Source organism: Pinisolibacter aquiterrae (assembly GCF_019160155.1).
In the GTDB taxonomy this organism is placed as follows: domain Bacteria; phylum Pseudomonadota; class Alphaproteobacteria; order Rhizobiales; family Ancalomicrobiaceae; genus Pinisolibacter; species Pinisolibacter aquiterrae.
Window position 1 is genome coordinate 272,336 of sequence record NZ_JAFNIH010000061.1, and the last position, 14,765, is coordinate 287,100.

Sequence of the window (14,765 nt, forward strand, 5' to 3'; positions counted from 1 at the left end):
GATGGCCGCCTTCCGGCGACCGCTCCTACACCACTCCAGGGGACGTCACCAATAGCCCGGAACTCCGACAAATAATTGCGGGGTAACCACCGCGACGCGTCGACCGTGGCGAACCCGGCTCAACGGGCACCTATTCCGCATCGATCGGATCGCTTGTATAACGACCTCGACGTCGCTCATCCTGCCGGGAATCGGGAATTCGCCCGAATCGCAACCAACTGAAATCTCAAACCTTTTTTTTGGAACGGACACTCGGGGTCACGGAGCTCTGCCACGGGACCCGGACGCAGGTTGGGGAAAGCTGTTCCGACCGTTCGTGCCGCGCTTGAGGAGGGGGCCCCGCTCATGAAAGCCGCAGGCAAGTCCAAACCGGACGGCCGCAAAGACATACTGGACGCTGCCGCCGTCGCCTTCATGGAATACGGCTATGCGGGCACGTCCATCGACATGGTCGCCGACGTCTTGGGTGCGACAAAAGGCAAGATATATTACCACTTCAAGAACAAGACGGATCTCTTTCTCGACGTTCATCGCGAAACCATGTCGGCTTATATCGAGGCGGTGGAAGAGGTCGCCAAGGGACCGGGCACGCCGCTGGATAAACTCCGCGGGGTGTTGATGACGCTCGCCCTTCAGGTGATGAACCGGCTGCCCTACGCCAAGGTCGCCGTGCAGGGCCTGGACATGCACATGTCGCGCAGCACCACGCCTCAGCAACGCGGCGTCCTGCGCGAGATCATCGACATGCGCGATCGCGGCGAGAACCTCCTCGTGGAAATCATCGAAGACGGAATCGCCCGCGGCCTGCTTCGCCCCTGCCTCCCGCGACTGATCGTCAAGCCGATGCTGGGTGCCCTGAACTGGATGACCGTCTGGTACCGCCAACGCCCCGACGACACGCCCGAGGCCCGTCAGGCTCTGGCGGAGGCGCTGGTCGACTATCTGCTGAACGGCATCGTGGCGCCGACCGTCTGACGAAAGAGGACGATCGAGCCCGGCCCCGGCAGGGGCGGCCGGGCCGCAGCGTGCCGACCGACCACCCCTCCCGCCTCGACGATCGAGACGAATGGCTCGACCGCGAAGCCGACGCGGCACGAGGCCGAACGGCGGACATCTCCGGCGCCGAAGCCGCCCACCCCTCGTCGCGGGCCCTTGGTACCCGTCGCAGGCCTCGCGATCGGCGCGCTTCGCGGCGGCCCGCCCGGCGTGCCGCGAGACGGCCGTCCGCCGGACGCCCGCGCCCGCGCCCGCGCCGCCTCGAAGCATCCGCGCCATCGAGAACGGCCGTTCCACCTCCATTCCGTTGGGGCCGAACCTCGGCATCGGTGGATTGATCGGTCGTCCCACCGATCCGGCCCGCGCCGCAGCCCTTGAACGACCACCCCTTGTAACTTCCCCACACCGCGCTCGGTCAAGCTGACCGACGCGGTGACGGGTGGGAGACCGCACGCTCATGAGTCGTTCGAGACCGCGGGTGAGATCGGCGCGCGCCTGGCCCCGATGCCGATATCGGCGCGGCCGACAGACTTCGCGGCGGCCACAAAAACGAGTTGACGGGAATTCAATCGAATGAAATACTACTGAGTATGATGTTTTCGAAACCCGAACGGGAAAGGCGACCATGCTGGACGGCGTTCGAGTTCTCGACCTGACGACGGTGCTCATGGGACCGTTCGCGACCCAGATCCTCGGGGACCTCGGGGCCGACGTGATCAAGATCGAGGCCCCCGAGGGCGACATCGTGCGCCGTTATCAGCCGGCACGGTCGCCGGGCATGCCGGGGATCTTTCTGAACCTGCACCGCAACAAGCGCAGCATCGTGCTGGATCTGAAGTCGCCCGACGACGCCACGACCCTGAAGCGGTTGATCGCCACGGCCGACGTGTTGATCCACAACATTCGCGGACGGGCCATGGACCGGCTCGGCTTCGGCCCGGACGCGGTGCGGACTCTCAATCCCAGGCTGATCTACTGCATGGCCAACGGCTTTCGTCAGGACGGACCCTATGCCGCCAAGGCGGCCTATGACGACGTGATCCAGGCGGGGGCCGGCCTCACCGAGATGATCGGCCGGATCGGCGGAACGCCCGAATACGTGCCGACGGCGCTCTGCGACAAGGTCGCCGGGATGACCATCGCCTGGTCGGTCCTGGCCGCGCTCTATCACCGGGAACGCACCGGCGAGGCACAGGTCGTGGAAGTGCCCATGTACGAGACGAACATCGCCTTCAATCTGGTCGAGCACGTGGCGGGCTGGGCGCTGGTGCCGCCGGTGGGCGATGCGGGGTTCGCCCGTTACATGACGCGCAATCGCCGCCCCTACCGGACACGCGACGGCCATGTCTGCATCCTGCCCTACACGGAAAAGAACTGGCGGGATTTCTTCGACGGCATCGGCCGGCCCGACGTTCTGCAGGATGCACGCTTCACCGATTTCACGAACCGAATCCGCAACATCGATGCCCTCTACGCGATCCTGGCGAACTGCGCTCTGGAGCGGACGACGGCGGATTGGGTCGCCTACTGCGACGGAATCAGCATCCCGGCGATGCCGGTGAATCGCTTCGAGGATCTGTGGGACGACCCCCACCTCCGAGAGGTCGGCTTCTTCGAAGAAGTCGAGCATCCGACCGAGGGACGCTACAGCCACATCGCCATGCCGGTGCGGTTCTCCGCCGCGAACACCGATCTGCGCCGCCCCGCTCCACATCTGGGGGAGCACACCGCCGAAATCCTCGACGAACTCGACCGATCCCGAGAGATCGCCCCTGCCGACTGAGGCGCCCAGGGGTTCGGAACCGACAAGAAACGAAGTGGGAGGAATTCATGACGAAACGGAAAGCGACGGCCTGCGCGGCCGTTCTCGCCGGCTTGGCCGGATGGATCACGACCGCGGACGCGCAGGACAAGGTCGTCCTGGCCACTGCCACCGACCTGTCGGGCACCTATTCGGACATCGCCGGCAACAGTTCCGTCCTCGCGATCAAGATGGCGATCGAGGACTTCGGCGGCTCGGTTCTCGGCAAGCCGATCGAGTACATCGTCGCCGATCACCAGAACAAGCCCGACATCTCCTCGGCGCTGGTGCGCGAGTGGGTGTCGCAGAAGAAGATCGACGCACTGGTCGACGTCACGCTGACCCCGGCCGCTCGCGCCGCGCAGCAGGTGGCCAACGAGAAGAGCATCATCAGCCTGTTCTCGGGCTCGGCCTCGCTCGGCCTCATCAACGAGGGCTGCTCGCCGATCTCATTCGTCTGGACCTACGACACCTATACCATGCCGCGCGGTGTGGGCTACGGAATGAAGCCCGGTGAGAAGTGGTTCCTCATCACCGTCAACTACGCCTTCGGCAAGCAGATGGAAGAAAACCTGGCCGCCACCATCAAGGATCGCGGCGGTCAACTGGTCGGCTCGGTGAGCTATCCGCTGGGCACCAACGACTACAGTTCCTATCTGCTCACGGCGGCGGCGTCCGGAGCGAACGTCATCGCCTTCATCTCGGCCGGTTCCGACCTGATGAACCTGATCAAGCAGTCGAGCGAATTCGGTCTGCCGCGCGCCGGCCAGCGCCTCGCCACACCGCTCCTGTTCGACAACGAGGTGGCGGTGCTCGGCCTTCAGGCGGCGGCCGGGCTCCAGGCCACGCTGGGCTTCTACTGGGATCACAGCCCCGAGTCGCGGGCCTTCGGCGAACGCTTCAAGGCGCGGTACGGCAAGATGCCGAACATGCTGAACAGCGGTGCCTATTCCATGACCCTGCACTATCTGAAGGCCGTCCAGGCGGCCGGCACCACCGAAGCCCGTGCGGTCGCCGACAAGATGCGCGAACTGCCGATCAAGGACTTCTTCGCCGTCAACGGCCACATCCGGCCCGACGGCCGTATGGTGCACGACATGTTCGTCGGTCAGGTGAAGACGCCGGCGGAATCGACCGGCGAATCCGACGTCTTCAAGATCCTGCAGACCATCCCCGGCGACGAAGTGGCGTTCCCGCTCGAGCAGAGCACCTGCAAGCTGGTGAAGAATTAGACGCGGCGTGCCGGTCCGCGGACACGGACCGGCCTCGTCGGCGTTCACCGTCAAGACGCTCCGTCGCGAGAGGATTTCCCAATGCGTGCAAGAGCAGAAGGTGCGGCCGTGCCCGTCTTCCCCATGCCTTCGGGGCTGACCGTCGTGATCGGCGGCAGCGGCGGCATCGGCCGTGTGATCTGCCGCCGGCTCGCCCGGTGCGGTGCCGACGTCGCGCTGAGCTGGCACCGCAATCGGGCCGCGGCGGCGGAGATCGCCGACGAGATCGCGGCGACCGGCGGCGAGGCACGGGTCGGCCGGGCGGATCTCGGCGATCCGGACTCGGTCGGCACCTTCTTCGCCGACCTCACCGCGAGCGGACGAGAGATCGGCGCGGTGATCGTGGCGACGGGGGCCGACATCGGCATGAAGCACGTCGGCGAGGTCGATCCGGCCGAATGGCGGCGGGTGATCGACGGCGATCTCAACGGCTTCTTCACGGTGGTCCAGGCGGCCCTGCCGCATCTGCGGCGATCGAGCGGCAGTCTGACCGCGCTGACCACCGCCGGGATCGCCCGCCATGCCCATCGCGACATCCTGTCGATCGCGCCCAAGGCGGCGATCGAGTCGCTGATCCGGGCGGTGGCGCGGGAAGAGGGCCGTCACGGCGTCCGCGCCAACGCGGTGGCACTGGGCCCGATCGACGCCGGGCTCCTGCACCGTCTGGCCGCCCGGGTTCCCGAAGGCTTCATGGACGCGGTGCGCACCAACACCGCCCTGCGCCGGATCGGCACGGCCGAAGAGGCCGCCGACGCCGCCGTGTTCCTCGCGTCCGACGCCGCATCCTACATCACCGGAGCCAGCCTGATCGTCGACGGCGGCTTCTCGATCTAGACGGAAACGCTCATGAAACCGGACACGACCATCGGCGAAGTTCTGCGCCGCTCCGCCCGCGACCATGCCGATCGCCACTACATCCACGCCGACGACCGGCGCCTGAGCTTCGCCGACGTCGACCTCCGGGTGGATCGGCTCGCCAGCGGCCTGATGCGGGCGGGTGTCGGCCACGGCGATCACATCGCGGTCTGGCTGACCAACACGCCCGAATGGGTGCTGGTGCTCCTGGCCGCCGCGCGGATCGGCGCGGCCGTCGTGCCGGTCAACACCCGCTACAAGAAGGACGAGGCGGAGTACATCCTCGCCCAGTCGGATGCCAAGGTTCTGGTGATGACGCCCACCATGTGGGGGATCGACTTCGTCCGGCTGCTCGTCGAAGCGGCGCCCTCCATCGAGAGGCAGACCGCCGGCGATCTGTCGCTGCCGGAATTGCCGGCGCTGAAGACCGTGATCATGGTCGGGGATCCGGTGCCGGCATGGGCCACCCCCTTCGACGCCCTCGCGGCGACCGAGATCGACGCCACCGCGATCGCCGCCGCCGAGGCGCGGGTCCGGGCCGGCGACCTCCTGCTGATCTGCTACACCTCCGGCACCACCGGCCGCCCCAAGGGCGCGATGCACGACCACCGGGTCATCCATCAGAGCATCCGCGTCGGCGATGCCCTGAGGATGCGGGCCGGTTCCCAGGTCATGGCCCACCTGCCCTACTATCACGTGGCGGGGATGTTCATGTGCCTTCTGCCCGCCCTGGCGGCGGGGGCGACCATGCATCTGATGGCCCAATGGGAGGCCGGACGCGCCCTCGACCTGATCGAGCGAGAGCGCCTGACGATCTTCGGCGGCCTGCCCACCCATTTTCTCGACATGATGGGGACTCCGGGCTTCGCCGAGCGGGATCTTTCCGCCCTCGAAGGCACCTGGATGGGCGGCTCCACGGTGCCGGAGGACGTCTTTCTCCGCATCGTCCGGGCCTACGGCTTCGAGCGGCTGCTTTCGACCTACGGCATGACCGAGAACACCATCTCGACCACCTTCAACCGATGGGACGACTCGCTCGACGACTGCCGCCGCAACACCGCGCCGATCCTCTCGGATTGCGAGGTGCGGATCGTCGATCCCGAGACCGGCGAGGTTCTCGGCCCGGATCGGGACGGCGAAATCCAATGCCGCGGCACCACGGTGATGATGGGGTACTACAAGAACCCGCAGGAGACCGCCGCGACCATCGATGCCGAGGGTTGGCTGAAGACCGGCGACATCGGCCGGTTCGACCGGCGCGGTTATCTCGGCCTCACCGGCCGCATCAAAGAGATGTTCAAGGTCGGCGGCACCAACGCCTATCCTTCCGAGATCGAGCAGCACCTCGCCACCCATCCCGCGATCCAGATCTCGGTGGTGGTGGGCGCTCCCGACGCACGCCTCGGCGAGGTCGGCATGGCCTTCGTCCTGCCGCGTCCGGGGGTCGGCCTGACGGAGGCCGACGTGATCACCCACTGCCGGGGCCGGATCGCCGATTTCAAGGTTCCCCGCCACGTCAGGCTGGTCTCCGAGCTCCCCTTGACCACCACCGGCAAGGTGCAGCGTGCCGAGCTGATCCGGCAGGCGCGCGAGCACGTCGCCGCCCTCGAACCCGCGAAAGGATGAATGCCATGACCGACATGCGTCTCGAGGACCGGCAGCGGATCCAGGATCTGGCCCTATCCTATGCGCGCGGCGTGGATCGTCGCGACTGGGCGCTGGTGCGCTCCGTCTATCATGCCGACGCCCACGACGACCACGGAGCCTACAAGGGCGACGTCGACGGGTTCATCGAATGGCTCGAACGGCGCCATGCCTTCATCGCCCATTCGATGCATTTCGTGACCAACTGTCTGATCGAATTCGCCGGACCCGATCGCGCCTTGGCCGAGACCTATTATCTCGCCCGACAGACCATGGGTCCCGAGGCCGGGGAATCCCGCCTGATGCTCATGGGCGACCGCGAGTTGGCTCCGGATGCCTCCGTTTCGATGGAGGTCACCGGACGCTACGTCGATCTCTTCGAGCGCCGGGACGGAAAGTGGGCGATCGCCCGCCGCACGGTGATCTTCGAAAAGGTCCATGCCTGCGAGGACACGTCGCTGCCGATCGCACCCGACTGGGCCATCCAGCGCAGAGATGCCGACGACACGCTGGGGCAGATGCGCCGCCGGCTCGGCCTCACCTGAGCGATCGCGTCGACACGGCTTCCCCCGAACCACGAGCACGATAGAAGAAGATGCGTCTTCCGATCACGAGATATCTCGAACTGGAATTCGACCCGCCGGGCGTCCTCCACGTGACCTTCGCGCGGGAGGCCTCCCAGAACGCGTTCAACACGGGCATGAGCGAAGAGGTCGCGTCCCTGATCTCGAGCCTGACCGGCGAGCCGAGTGTCCGAGTCGTCGTGTTCCGCGGCAAGGGCGGCATCTTCAGCGCGGGGGGCGATCTCGTCGAGCTGACCGCCGCCATGGAGAAGATGGACGGATCGGACAGGGACGCCGACCGCCCCCTCTATCGACTGGCCCGGGGCTCGGGCGATCTGCTCGAACTCGTCGACCGGTGCCCCAAGATCGTCGTCTCGATGCTCGAGGGACCGGTGTTCGGAACCGGCCTCGGCATCGCGGCGGTGTCGGATGTGGTGCTCGCCGAGAAATCGACGGTTCTCGCCCTGCCCGAGGTCATGCTGGGCTTCGCGCCGTCCCAGATCTCGCCCTTCGTCGTCCGCCGGATCGGCTATTCGGCGGCGCGGATGCTGGCGCTGACCGCGACCCGCATCAACGCGGTCGAAGCCCATCGGCTCGGCTTCGCCGACTACCTCGCCGCCGACACCGGCGAACTCGAGTCCCTTTTGGCCACCGTGTTGGACGCGGTCCTGGCCTGCGAGCCGGGGGCCGTCGCCAACACCAAGGCGTTGATGCGCGAGCTCGAGGTGCTCGACCTCGGTCCCTATCTCGACACGGCCGCGGAGATCAGCGTGCGCGACCTCCGCTTCGGGGCCGGCAGCGAAGGCCTGAACGCCTTCATCACACGGACCGCCCCGTCGTGGCGGCGGCGGACGGGAGGCTGAGATGTTCGAAGACCTGCTCGACGAGACCGGGCGCTTCATGGTCGAGACCGCCGATCGCATGCTCGCCGATCTGTGCGGACCGGAGGTACTGAAGGCGGCGGACGCCGGAGAATGGCCGGAGGCGCCGTGGGCCGCCGTATCGGAGGCGGGCTTCGACCGCGCCACCCTGCCCGAGGATCGGGGCGGCGCCGGCCTGACGCTGGCCGAGGCTTTGCCGCTGGCCGCCGTCGCCGCCCGCCACGCGGCTCCGCTGCCGCTCGCCGAGACGCTTCTCGCCGGCCACGTTCTGGGGTCGACCGGCCTCCCCGCCCCCGAAGGCCTCGTGGTCCTCGCCGCGGGTCCCGGCGCTCTCCTGCGCCCCGAAGGCTCGGGATGGCGGTTGCACGGGCGGATCGCCTCGGTGCCGTGGGGCGAACGGGCCGATGCCGTCGTGTTGGTGGCGGACGGCGCCGAAGGCCCACGGCTGTGCGTCCTCGATCGCACGGAGCGGCGAGCGGAGCCGGGGTCCAACATGGCGAACGAACCCCGCGACACCCTGATCTTCGACCTGCGTCTCGACGATGTCCGAACCGCCCCTTTCGTCGGCGGAACCGAAACGGTTCTGAGGCTCGCGGCTTTGGCGCGATCGGTGCAGATCGCCGGGGCGCTCGACCGCCTGCGCGACATGACCGTGCAGTATGCGCAGGAGCGAGTGCAGTTCGGACGCCCCCTGGGCCGGTTTCAGGCGATCCAGCAGAACGTCGCGGTGCTCGCCTCGGATGCCGCCGCGGCCGAGGCGGCCGCGGCGGTGGGGCTCCTCGGCGTGTCGGATGCGCGGGCGGTGGCCGTCGCCAAGGCCCGCACCGGCGAGGCGGCGAGCCGCGCCGCCGGCATCGCCCATCAGGTGCACGGCGCCATGGGCTTCGCACGCGAACACCGGCTGCACCATCTGACCCGCCGGCTCTGGTCGTGGCGCGACGAGTACGGCAACGAACTCCACTGGCAGGCCGCCTTGGGAAACACCTTGTTGCGGCACGCTCCCGAAGACCTCTGGCCCGTCCTGACCACCATCGGAAGACGAGCCGCCCGATGACCCGACCAGCGGACCCGACGATGACCCTCTCACGCACCGAAGGCCCCGGTCCCGAAGCGCGCTATCGCGCCTTCCTGGCCGAGGGCCGGTTCATGATCCAGCGTTCCGCGTCGACCGGGACCTGCGTCTTCTATCCGCGGACGTTGCTGCCCGGCAGCGGCGAAGGCGATCTCGAATGGATCGAGGCCTCGGGACGGGGGACGGTCTACGCGACGACGATCGTGCGCCGCCCGGCAACCGAGGGCGGCGACCACAACATCGCCCTGGTCGATCTGGCCGAGGGGCCGCGCACCATGACCCGCGTCGTCGGCTGCGCGCCCGAAGAGGTGGTGATCGGCATGGCGGTTCGCGCCCGCATCGACGTGCGGGACGGCGCGCCGATCCTCTACTTCGAGCCCGTTCGCGACGGAGGCGAGGCATGAGCAAGCTGCGTGGCGAGACCGCCGTCGTCGGGATCGGACTGGCCGGGCTCGGACAGGCGTCGGGCTGGTCGGCGATCGAGATCATGGCGGAGAGCGCGAAGGCGGCCCTAGCGGATGCCGGCCTCGGCCTGAAGGACGTCGACGGTCTGTTCGTCTCGTCGTCCACCCATGCCATGCCGACGATCACGGCCGCCGAATACCTCGGCATCCGCCCTCGCCATTTCAGCGGCACGATGGCGGGCGGAGCCTCGTTCGAAGTCCACGTCCTGACTGCAGCGACGGCACTTCGGGCCGGGCTCTGCGACGTGGCGCTGATCGCCTACGGCAGCAACCAACGCTCGGCGGCGGGCCGACTGGTCAGCTCGGCCGAACCGCAGGTGAACGAAGCGGTCTACGATCCGCGCCAGCCGATCACCGCCTATGCGCTGGCCACCGCCCGCCACATGCACGAATTCGGCACCACCCGTACCCATCTCGCCGAAGTGGCCGTGGCCGCCCGTGCCTGGGCCGGCCTGAACCCGCGGGCGTTCAAACGCGACCCCCTGACGCTCGACGACGTTCTGGCGGCGCCGATGGTCTCCGATCCGCTCTCCCGGCTCGATTGCTGCCTCGTCACCGACGGCGGTGGCGCCGTGGTGATGATGCGCGCCGATGCCGCCCGGGACCGGCCGAAAGCTCCGGTCTACCTGCTCGGAGCGGGATGCGCGCATTGGCACCGGCAGATCGCGATGATGCAGGACCTCACCGTGACGGCGGCCACGCAGTCGGGTGCGGCGGCCTACGCCATGGCCGGCCTCGGCCCGCACCAGATGGACATGGTGCAACTCTACGACGCCTTCACCATCAACACGCTCCTGTTCCTCGAGGATCTCGGCTTCTGTCGGAAGGGCGAGGGCGGGTCCTTCGTCTCGGGCGGGGCCATCGCCCCGGGCGGACGGCTGGCGGTCAACACCAACGGGGGCGGTCTCTCCTGCGTGCATCCCGGCATGTATGGGATCTTCCCGATCATCGAAGCGGTGGAGCAGTTGCGCGGCGAGGCGGGCGCCCGCCAGCAGGTCCGCGCCGACACCGCGATGGTCCACGGCAACGGCGGCACGCTGTCCTGCCAGGCCAGCTGCATTTTCGGAACAGAAGCCACTCTGACCGCCTGAGGCGGCCGACCGGGAGAACGACCCATGTCCGACACACCCACCTTCGCCGCGGACCGAATGGTCGAAGGAAAATCCATCGTCGTGACCGGCGCGGGCGGGGGCATCGGGCGGGCGATCGCCGTGGCCCTCGCCCGCCAGGGCGCGCGCGTCGTGGTCAACGACCTCGGGGCGAGCCTTCACGGCGAGGTCGACAATGCCGGCGCCGCCGACGACGTCGTGGCCGAGATCCGCGCCTTCGGCGGCGAGGCGGTGGCGTCGATCGACAGCGTGTCGAGCCGAGCGAGCGCCGAAAGGATCGTCGCCTGCGCCCTCGACCACTTCGGCCGCATCGACGGCGTGATGAACAACGCCGGCATCCTGCGCGACCGCATGTTCCACAAGATGAGCGAAGAGGAATGGCGCGCGGTGATCGACGTCCACCTGCACGGCACCTTCTTCGTCAGTCGTGCCGCCGCTCCGCACATGCGCGCCCAGGGCTCGGGCGCCTTCGTGCACACCACCTCGAACGCCGGTCTGGTGGGATCCGTCGGGCAGGCGAACTACTCGGCCGCCAAGATGGCCGTCGTCGGCCTGTCGCAGTCCATCGCGCTCGAGATGGGGCGGGTCGGCATCCGCTCCAACTGCATCGCGCCCACCGCCTGGAGCCGGATGATCAATTCGGTACCGACCGACACGCCGGAACAAGCCGTCTGGGCCGAGAAGCTGAAGAAGATGACGCCGGAGAAGATCGCGCCGCTCGCCGTCTATCTCCTCAGCGACGCGGCCTCCGGCGTCAACGGCCAGATCTTCGGCGTGCGGCGCAACGAGATCCTCCTCTACGGCCAGATGCGCCCGGTCCGCTCGGTTCACACCGCCGACGGTTGGACGCCCGCGACCATCGCCGAGACCGCCGAACCCTCGTTCCGCCGGGCCTTCACGCCGCTCGACACGGCGGTGTCCTATTTCACCTGGGATCCGATCTGATGGCGTTCGACAGGGACACCGTGCTGAACTGGCCGATTCCGGCCGCCCGGCAGGTCTATACGCCGCGCGACACGATGCTCTATGCGCTGGGGATCGGCATGGGGCACGACCCGTGCGACGAGGCGGAACTGCCCTTCGTGCAGGAGCGCGGATTGCGCGCCTTTCCCGCGATGGCGGCGGTGCTCGCCCATCCCGGCTTCTGGATGCGCGACGCGGGCACCGGCATCGACTGGACCCGGGTACTCCATGCGGAACAGTCGATCCGACTGCTGCGCCCGCTCGCCCCGGGGGCGGCGGTCACCTCGGTCTCGCGGGTCGTCGAAATCGCCGACAAGGGCGAGGGTCGCGGCGCCCTCCTCCGGCAGGAGCGCGAGGTACGGCTCGAGGAGACCGGCGAGTTGATCGCCGCGGTCGACCAGCTCGCCTTCTGCCGCGGCGACGGCGGATGCGGCGGCCCCGCCACCCTCGAAAAGCAGGCGCCGAGCCCGCCCGCGCGGGCCCCGGATCACGTGCACGGCCTGGCGACGCTGCCGCAGGCCGCGCTGATCTACCGCCTTTCGGGCGACTACAACCCGCTGCATTCCGATCCCGCCGTCGCCCGCCGCGCGGGGTTCGAGCGACCAATCCTGCAGGGTCTGTGCACCATGGCGGTCGCCCTGCGCTCGGTCCTCGGCCGCACCCGGGCCTACGACACGAACCTCGTACGAGAGATCGACGTTCGCTTCGTCGCACCGGTCTATCCCGGCGAGCGGATCCGCACCGAGATCTGGGACGACGGCGACACACTCTGGTTCCGTGCCCATGCCGAAGAACGCGATACGCTCGTCCTGAACAACGGACGGGTGGTCCTGGGCGCCGCGTCGGGCGGCTGATCTCTGACGAGAAGGGGAAGAACCATGACGGAACGGCGCAGACTGGCCGTGGTGATCGGCGGCGGCAACGGCATCGGCGCGGCGACGGTGCGGGTGATGGCCGCGCGCGGGTGGCGCGTCGTGGCCGCCGACCTCGACGACGCCGCGGCGACCCGGATCGCCGCCGAGGTCGAGGACGGGGTGGGCGTCGGCCTCGACGTGACCGATCCGGCCGGAATGGAGGTGACGGCGGCGCGGATCGAGGCCGATCTCGGCCCGGTCGCGGCGCTGGTGGTGTCTTCGGGGGCGTTCCACGACAGCCTGCCGCCGCATCGCCTGTCGGACGACGACTGGTCCCGGGTCCTGCGGGTCAACCTCGACGGCACCTGGCACGCCGACCGTATCTTCGGCGGGCGCATGGCGGCGCGCGGGGCGGGCAGCATCGTCAACATCGCATCGGTCACGGGCCTCTTCTCGTCGCCGCTTCTCGCCTACGGCACCTCGAAGACCGCGATCATCGGCCTGACGCGCAATCTGGCCGGCGAATGGGGGCACTCCGGCGTGCGGGTGAATTCGGTCTCGCCGGGTGTGACCCTGGTCGAACGCATTCTGAAGCACCGCGCCGCCGGCACTCGCTACTACGGGTCCGATTTCGGCACGCATGCCGCGATGGGCCGCTCGGTCGAGCCGTCGGAGGTGGCCGAGACGGTGGAGTTCCTCGCCTCCGACCGGGCCTCGGCCATCACGGGCATCGACGTTCCGGTCGACTGCGGCTGGTCGACCGCGGCCGGCTGGGAAATGTTCGGCGGTGCGCGGCCGCCCGTGACCCCGGAGGCGACCCGATGAGCGACGACTTCATCCTGGAGACGCGCCGCCTGACGAAATCGTTCAAGGGGTTCACGGCCGTCAAGGACGTGAATCTCAAGGTGCGCCGCAACGGCTTCCACGCCCTGATCGGGCCGAACGGCGCCGGCAAATCGACCTGTTTCAATCTGATCACCCGCTTTCTGGAGCCGACCGACGGCGAGATCATCTACAATGCCCGCGACATCTCCCGGGTGAAGGCGGCCAGACTGCCGGATCTGGGCATCCTGCGCTCCTTCCAGATTTCGGCCGTCTTTCCCCGCTTGAGCCTCCTCGAGAACGTTCGGCTCGCCCTTCAGCAGCGCCGGCGCATCTCCTTCCGCTTCTGGCGGAACGAGTCGTGCCTGAACGAACTGAACGACCGCGCCGAGAGCCTCCTCGCCGACGTCGGCCTCGGCGGACAGCGCGCCGCGATGGCGGGGACCCTGCCCTACGGCAGCAAGCGCGCGCTCGAACTGGCCACCACCCTCGCCTTCGAGCCGGAGCTGATGCTGTTGGACGAACCCATGGCGGGGCTCGCCTCCGAGGACATCGGGCGCATCGCCGACCTCCTGGAGCGGACGGCCCGTGGCCGCACCGTCCTGATGGTCGAGCACAACATGCACGTGGTTTCGCGGCTCTGTGATCGGATCACGGTCCTGACCCGGGGCGAAGTGCTGGCCGAAGGAACCTATGCCGAGATCTCGCGCGACCCGCGTGTGGTCGATGCCTATGTGGGGCGGACCGATGCAGCCTGACGCCGCAATCATTCTGCAGATCCGCGGTCTGCACGCCTTCTACGGCGAGAGCCACGCCCTGCACGGCATCGACCTACAGGTTCACGAGGGCGAACTGGTGACGCTTCTCGGACGCAACGGTGCGGGAAAATCGACCACGCTGAAATGCATCATGGGGGCGATCCCCCGCCGCCTGGGTTCGATCCGGCTCCGGGACCGGGAAGTCGTCGCGGCGCCGTCCGACCGCATCGCCCGCCTGGGCGCGGCATGGTGCCCCGAACACCGGGGCATCTTCTCGTCCCTGACGGTCGAGGAGAACTTGCTGCTGCCGCCGGTGATCGCGCGGGGGGGCCTGTCGGTCGAGGAGATCTACACTCTCTTCCCGAACCTCGCCGAGCGCCGCCGCAGCCAGGGGACGCGCCTGTCCGGAGGAGAACAGCAGATGCTGGCGATCGGTCGCATCCTGCGCACCGGCGCACGCCTGCTGCTGTTGGACGAACCGACCGAGGGCCTCGCCCCGGTGATCGTCCAGAAGATCGGCGATGCGATCCGTCAATTGAAGACGCGCGGCTACACGATCCTGCTCGTCGAGCAGAACTTCCGCTTCGCCGCCGGCATCGCCGATCGCCACTACGTCATGGAGGACGGATTGGTCGTCGATCACGTCTTGGCCGCAGACATCGGCACCGCGACCGATAGGCTGCACGAATATCTCGCCGTCTGAAGTGGGAAA

15 protein-coding genes are annotated in these 14,765 nt (G+C 68.2%); all 15 read left to right on the forward strand.

What is annotated here, in order from left to right; genetic code table 11:
• Window positions 1-345: 345 nt before the first annotated feature.
• Window positions 346-975: a TetR-type transcription factor C-terminal domain-containing protein gene (locus J3S89_RS22720; protein WP_217931825.1), complete on the forward strand. Its 630-nt coding sequence runs from the start codon at window positions 346-348 to the stop codon at window positions 973-975.
• Window positions 976-1,621: 646 nt separating this feature from the next.
• Window positions 1,622-2,779, forward strand: coding sequence for a CaiB/BaiF CoA transferase family protein (locus tag J3S89_RS22725; protein WP_217931827.1), 1,158 nt, complete (start codon window positions 1,622-1,624; stop codon window positions 2,777-2,779).
• A 47-nt stretch (window positions 2,780-2,826) separates the two neighbouring features.
• Entirely contained in the window at window positions 2,827-4,029 is a 1,203-nt protein-coding gene (locus J3S89_RS22730; RefSeq protein ID WP_217931829.1) for an ABC transporter substrate-binding protein, read from the forward strand.
• Window positions 4,030-4,137: 108 nt separating this feature from the next.
• A complete protein-coding gene (locus tag J3S89_RS22735) occupies window positions 4,138-4,902 on the forward strand; it encodes an SDR family NAD(P)-dependent oxidoreductase (RefSeq protein ID WP_217931831.1) in 765 nt (254 codons plus the stop codon).
• Between the two features lie 12 nt (window positions 4,903-4,914).
• Window positions 4,915-6,549 carry an AMP-binding protein gene (locus J3S89_RS22740; RefSeq protein ID WP_217931833.1) on the forward strand — a complete coding sequence of 545 codons (1,635 nt, stop codon included), beginning with the start codon at window positions 4,915-4,917 and terminating at the stop codon, window positions 6,547-6,549.
• Window positions 6,550-6,554: 5 nt separating this feature from the next.
• Window positions 6,555-7,112, forward strand: a complete 558-nt coding sequence (locus J3S89_RS22745; RefSeq protein WP_217931835.1) for a nuclear transport factor 2 family protein — start codon at window positions 6,555-6,557, stop codon at window positions 7,110-7,112.
• 50 nt (window positions 7,113-7,162) lie between these two features.
• Window positions 7,163-7,993, forward strand: a complete 831-nt coding sequence (locus J3S89_RS22750) for an enoyl-CoA hydratase/isomerase family protein (protein ID WP_217931837.1) — start codon at window positions 7,163-7,165, stop codon at window positions 7,991-7,993.
• 1 nt (window position 7,994) lies between these two features.
• Complete coding sequence (locus J3S89_RS22755) at window positions 7,995-9,065, forward strand: acyl-CoA dehydrogenase family protein (protein WP_217931839.1); 1,071 nt, start codon at window positions 7,995-7,997, stop codon at window positions 9,063-9,065.
• A gap of 20 nt (window positions 9,066-9,085) precedes the next feature.
• Window positions 9,086-9,487 (forward strand): Zn-ribbon domain-containing OB-fold protein, encoded by a 402-nt coding sequence (locus J3S89_RS22760; protein WP_217931841.1) that lies wholly within the window; start codon window positions 9,086-9,088, stop codon window positions 9,485-9,487.
• Window positions 9,484-10,638 carry an acetyl-CoA acetyltransferase gene (locus tag J3S89_RS22765; RefSeq protein ID WP_217931843.1) on the forward strand — a complete coding sequence of 385 codons (1,155 nt, stop codon included), beginning with the start codon at window positions 9,484-9,486 and terminating at the stop codon, window positions 10,636-10,638. Before J3S89_RS22760 ends, J3S89_RS22765 begins: the two co-directional genes overlap by 4 nt.
• Before the next feature lie 24 nt (window positions 10,639-10,662).
• A complete protein-coding gene (locus tag J3S89_RS22770) occupies window positions 10,663-11,601 on the forward strand; it encodes an SDR family oxidoreductase (RefSeq protein WP_217931845.1) in 939 nt (312 codons plus the stop codon).
• Window positions 11,601-12,473, forward strand: coding sequence for a MaoC/PaaZ C-terminal domain-containing protein (locus J3S89_RS22775; RefSeq protein WP_217931847.1), 873 nt, complete (start codon window positions 11,601-11,603; stop codon window positions 12,471-12,473). The genes J3S89_RS22770 and J3S89_RS22775 overlap by 1 nt, the downstream gene beginning before the upstream one ends.
• A gap of 24 nt (window positions 12,474-12,497) precedes the next feature.
• Entirely contained in the window at window positions 12,498-13,298 is an 801-nt protein-coding gene (locus tag J3S89_RS22780) for an SDR family NAD(P)-dependent oxidoreductase (RefSeq protein WP_217931849.1), read from the forward strand.
• The gene (locus J3S89_RS22785) at window positions 13,295-14,053 is read left to right on the forward strand and encodes an ABC transporter ATP-binding protein (RefSeq protein ID WP_217931851.1); all 759 of its coding nucleotides are present in this window, start codon (window positions 13,295-13,297) and stop codon (window positions 14,051-14,053) included. Before J3S89_RS22780 ends, J3S89_RS22785 begins: the two co-directional genes overlap by 4 nt.
• On the forward strand, window positions 14,043-14,756 hold the full coding sequence (locus J3S89_RS22790) for an ABC transporter ATP-binding protein (RefSeq protein ID WP_230489005.1): 714 nt from the start codon (window positions 14,043-14,045) through the stop codon (window positions 14,754-14,756). The genes J3S89_RS22785 and J3S89_RS22790 overlap by 11 nt, the downstream gene beginning before the upstream one ends.
• Window positions 14,757-14,765: the final 9 nt, after the last annotated feature.

Coding starts and splice junctions, on each gene's coding strand:
- J3S89_RS22750 (WP_217931837.1), top strand. CDS start 7,163: ATGCGTCTTCCGATCACGAGATATCTCGAACTGGAATTCGACCCGCCG.
- J3S89_RS22785 (WP_217931851.1), top strand. CDS start 13,295: ATGAGCGACGACTTCATCCTGGAGACGCGCCGCCTGACGAAATCGTTC.
- J3S89_RS22780 (WP_217931849.1), top strand. CDS start 12,498: ATGACGGAACGGCGCAGACTGGCCGTGGTGATCGGCGGCGGCAACGGC.
- J3S89_RS22760 (WP_217931841.1), top strand. CDS start 9,086: ATGACCCTCTCACGCACCGAAGGCCCCGGTCCCGAAGCGCGCTATCGC.
- J3S89_RS22745 (WP_217931835.1), top strand. CDS start 6,555: ATGACCGACATGCGTCTCGAGGACCGGCAGCGGATCCAGGATCTGGCC.
- J3S89_RS22730 (WP_217931829.1), top strand. CDS start 2,827: ATGACGAAACGGAAAGCGACGGCCTGCGCGGCCGTTCTCGCCGGCTTG.
- J3S89_RS22725 (WP_217931827.1), top strand. CDS start 1,622: ATGCTGGACGGCGTTCGAGTTCTCGACCTGACGACGGTGCTCATGGGA.
- J3S89_RS22720 (WP_217931825.1), top strand. CDS start 346: ATGAAAGCCGCAGGCAAGTCCAAACCGGACGGCCGCAAAGACATACTG.
- J3S89_RS22765 (WP_217931843.1), top strand. CDS start 9,484: ATGAGCAAGCTGCGTGGCGAGACCGCCGTCGTCGGGATCGGACTGGCC.
- J3S89_RS22755 (WP_217931839.1), top strand. CDS start 7,995: ATGTTCGAAGACCTGCTCGACGAGACCGGGCGCTTCATGGTCGAGACC.
- J3S89_RS22775 (WP_217931847.1), top strand. CDS start 11,601: ATGGCGTTCGACAGGGACACCGTGCTGAACTGGCCGATTCCGGCCGCC.
- J3S89_RS22790 (WP_230489005.1), top strand. CDS start 14,043: ATGCAGCCTGACGCCGCAATCATTCTGCAGATCCGCGGTCTGCACGCC.
- J3S89_RS22770 (WP_217931845.1), top strand. CDS start 10,663: ATGTCCGACACACCCACCTTCGCCGCGGACCGAATGGTCGAAGGAAAA.
- J3S89_RS22740 (WP_217931833.1), top strand. CDS start 4,915: ATGAAACCGGACACGACCATCGGCGAAGTTCTGCGCCGCTCCGCCCGC.